Genomic DNA, 3,259 nt, shown 5'->3' on the forward strand with positions numbered 1-3,259 from the left:
GCCGTGGGAAACCGCACTGCTTAACACCGGCGGCCGGTATACCTACGGAGTTTATAACGAACAGGGTAATTTTGCGGTCAGCCCGGATGACATGATCCATATCCGGGCGCTGGGTAATAACCAGCGGATGGGGCTCAGTCCGATAGTGCAGCATGCGGAAACCATCGGCATGGGGATGTCCGGTCAGAAATACACCAGTTCATTCTTCGGCGGTAATGCCCGTCCGGCCGGTATTGTTTCAGTTAAGGGGGAGCTGCAGGAAAAAGGGTGGGAACGCCTTAAATCAATGTGGCAGAAAGCGTCTGCAGCGCTGCGCAGTCAGGAAAACAAAACCATGCTGTTACCGGCGGAGCTGGATTACAAAGCCCTGACCGTTTCCCCGGTGGATGCTCAGTTAATCGATATGCTGAAGCTTAACCGTTCTATGATTGCCGGAATTTTTAATGTGCCGGCACATATGATCAATGACCTGGAAAAAGCGACTTTTTCCAATATTTCCGAACAATCCATTCAGTTTGTCCGGCATACGGTCATGCCTTGGGTGGTGAACTGGGAACAGGAGCTTAACAGACGGTTGTTCACCCGGCAGGAGCGCTGCGCCGGATTTTATGCCCGGTTTAATCTGGCCGGGTTGCTGCGCGGAACCCCGAAAGAGCGCGCTGAATTTTATCATTACGCCATTACTGACGGCTGGATGAGCCGGAATGAGGCGCGGGCATTTGAGGATATGAACCCGGTTGACGGGCTGGATGAAATGCTGGTCAGCGTTAACGCCGCACAGCCTGACGGCAGTAAATCAAAAGGTGGTGAAAAAGATGAGCAGTAATGAAAGAGAAACCCGCAGCTATGTCGGAGAGGTACGGGCCGCGCCGGGCGAAGAGGACAAGCCGACTCACATTATCGGCCTGGCCTCGGTGTTTAATTCCCTGTCAGAGCCGATGTGGGGATTCCGTGAAATTATCAAACCCGGCGCATTTGACGATGTGCTGAATGATGATGTGCGGGCGCTGTTCAATCATGACCGCAATTATATCCTCGGCCGGTCCTCTTCCGGGACGTTATCCCTGAGTGTCACAGAGCAGGGGCTGGTTTATGACATTACCGCGCCGGATACACAGACTATCCGCGATCTGGTTATTGCCCCTATGCTGCGCGGGGATGTCAATCAGAGTTCATTCGCGTTCAGTGTGGCGGTGAATGGTGATGACTGGTACCAGGATGATGACGGCATGGTTGTCCGGGAAATTCACAAAATATCCCGTCTGTATGATGTCAGTCCGGTGACTTATCCGGCTTATCAGGCCGCGAATTCAACCGTGCGGTCAATGGAAGCGTGGAAAGAAGCACGCGACAGCGGCGGTTTAGCCAAAGCTATCAATGAAAAACTGGCGCGTGAGCGTCTTCTTACATTAATGAATGCATAAGGTAACTCTATGAAACTTCATGAATTAAAACAAAAACGTAATACTATCGCCACCGAAATGCGCGCTATCCATGAAAAAGTCGGTGACGGTGTCATGACCGAAGAGCAGCGCGGCGAGTGGAATCAGGCCAAAACTGAGTTTGACCGCCTGAATGAGCAGATCACCCGCGAAGAGGAACTGCGCTCGGCAGATCAGACCTTCGTGGATGACAAAGAGCCCGAACAGCGCGGAAAACAGAACGGTAATCCGGAAAGTGAAGCCGCAGAGCGCCGTCAGGCAGCATTTGACCGTTTTCTCCGTCATGGTTTCGGTGAACTGACGGCAGAAGAGCGCCAGGCTGTGAAAGAGCTGCGTGCGCAGGGGACATCCCCGGATGAAAAGGGGGGCTACACTGTACCCGTTCAGATGCTGAATAAAGTCGTTGATCAGATGAAAGCCTATGGCGGCATTGCAGGCATTTCGCAGATTCTGACAACTTCAAACGGGCAGGATATTACCTGGTCAACATCAGACGGCACAGCGGAAGAGGGTGAACTGCTGGGTGAAAACACCGCAGCCAGCGAACAGGATGTGGAATTCGGGACCGCCATTCTCGGCGCTAAAAAACTGTCTTCCAAAATTATCCGTGTATCCAATGAATTGTTGCAGGACAGCGGGATTGATATTGAATCCTACCTCGCAGCCCGTATTGCGCAGCGTATCGGACGCGGTGAGGCTAAATATCTGGTGAAAGGCACCGGCGCAGGTACTCCGGTGCAGCCGAAGGGGCTGGACGCATCCGTTACCGGCACGGTCGATGCCTCTGCCTCATTCACCTGGAAAGATATTAATGCCCTGAAACACGCCATTGACCCGGCTTACCGTAACAACCCGAAATTCCGGCTGGCCTTTAATGACAGTACCCTGAAACTGATGACAGAAATGGAAGACGGTAATAAGCGTCCGCTGTGGCTGCCGGAAATCACCGGCGTGGCACCTTCGACCATTCTGGGTATGCAGTATGCTGTGGATCAGGCTATCGACAGTATGGAAACCGGCAAGAAGTTTATCTTCTGTGGTGACTTCGATCGCTTCATTGTCCGCCGTGTCACCTATATGACACTGAAGCGTCTGGTGGAGCGTTATGCAGAATATGACCAGACTGCGTTCCTCGCGTTTCACCGCTTTGACTGCTGCCTGGAAGACACCTCCGCGATTAAGGCGCTGGTGGCCAAAGCTGCAGCAAAGTAATCCGGTCTTAACCCGATACGCCGCTTAACTGCGGTTTTTTTGTGCCTGCGGTCCGGCGTGGCCGCAGGTATGGGGGAAACATGCCGTTACCGACACTCGAAAAACTGAGAATGCAGTGCCGTATCGATGAGGATAATGATCAGGAAGATGAATTACTCCTGACCTATCTTCAGGCGGCAAAAAAGCGGGCTGAAAATTACATTAACCGCAATTTGTATGACAGTAACATTCCGGAGAGCGACCCCGATGGCCTGATTGTTTCTGCTGATATTGAGCTGGCATTGATGATCTGTATCGGCAGTCTCTATGAGTCACGGGAAAGCGGAGCAATACCGGCGGGTTTCTACCTGTTGCTTGACCCGTACAGGTTTATAAATTTGTAAGGAGGTGCTATGCAGGCCGGAAGATTAAGGCACCGGGTCACATTTCAGCGTGCTGAGCGGGTAACGTTGCCGTCCGGTCAGCGTGAAAGTCAGTGGTTGCCCGTTGTTGTAACCTGGGCGGAAGTCAGACCCGTCAGCGGCAGGGAACTGCTGACCGCCGGAGCAGAAATGTCAGAAATCACTGTCCGGGTGTGGATGCGGTACCGGCCGGATATTCATCCC

At 52.8% G+C, this 3,259-nt stretch carries 5 protein-coding genes; all 5 read left to right on the plus strand.

The annotated features are described in order from the left end of the window. On the plus strand, window positions 1-826 hold an 826-nt coding region (locus HMPREF3119_RS07375; protein ID WP_070579156.1), incomplete at its 5' end, for a phage portal protein. Continuing rightward, a complete protein-coding gene (locus tag HMPREF3119_RS07380) occupies window positions 816-1,424 on the plus strand; it encodes an HK97 family phage prohead protease (RefSeq protein ID WP_070579159.1) in 609 nt (202 codons plus the stop codon). The genes HMPREF3119_RS07375 and HMPREF3119_RS07380, both read left to right, overlap by 11 nt. A 9-nt stretch (window positions 1,425-1,433) precedes the next feature. Beyond that, window positions 1,434-2,654, plus strand: coding sequence for a phage major capsid protein (locus HMPREF3119_RS07385; protein WP_070579162.1), 1,221 nt, complete (start codon window positions 1,434-1,436; stop codon window positions 2,652-2,654). A gap of 80 nt (window positions 2,655-2,734) precedes the next feature. Beyond that, window positions 2,735-3,037, plus strand: coding sequence for a head-tail connector protein (locus HMPREF3119_RS07390; RefSeq protein ID WP_070579165.1), 303 nt, complete (start codon window positions 2,735-2,737; stop codon window positions 3,035-3,037). A 9-nt stretch (window positions 3,038-3,046) separates the two neighbouring features. Next, window positions 3,047-3,259: phage head closure protein (locus tag HMPREF3119_RS07395; RefSeq protein ID WP_070579168.1), on the plus strand; the 213-nt coding region annotated here is incomplete at its 3' end.

Origin of the sequence: Morganella sp. HMSC11D09 (genome assembly GCF_001807955.1) — a bacterium.
Classification (GTDB): Bacteria; Pseudomonadota; Gammaproteobacteria; order Enterobacterales; family Enterobacteriaceae; genus Morganella; species Morganella morganii.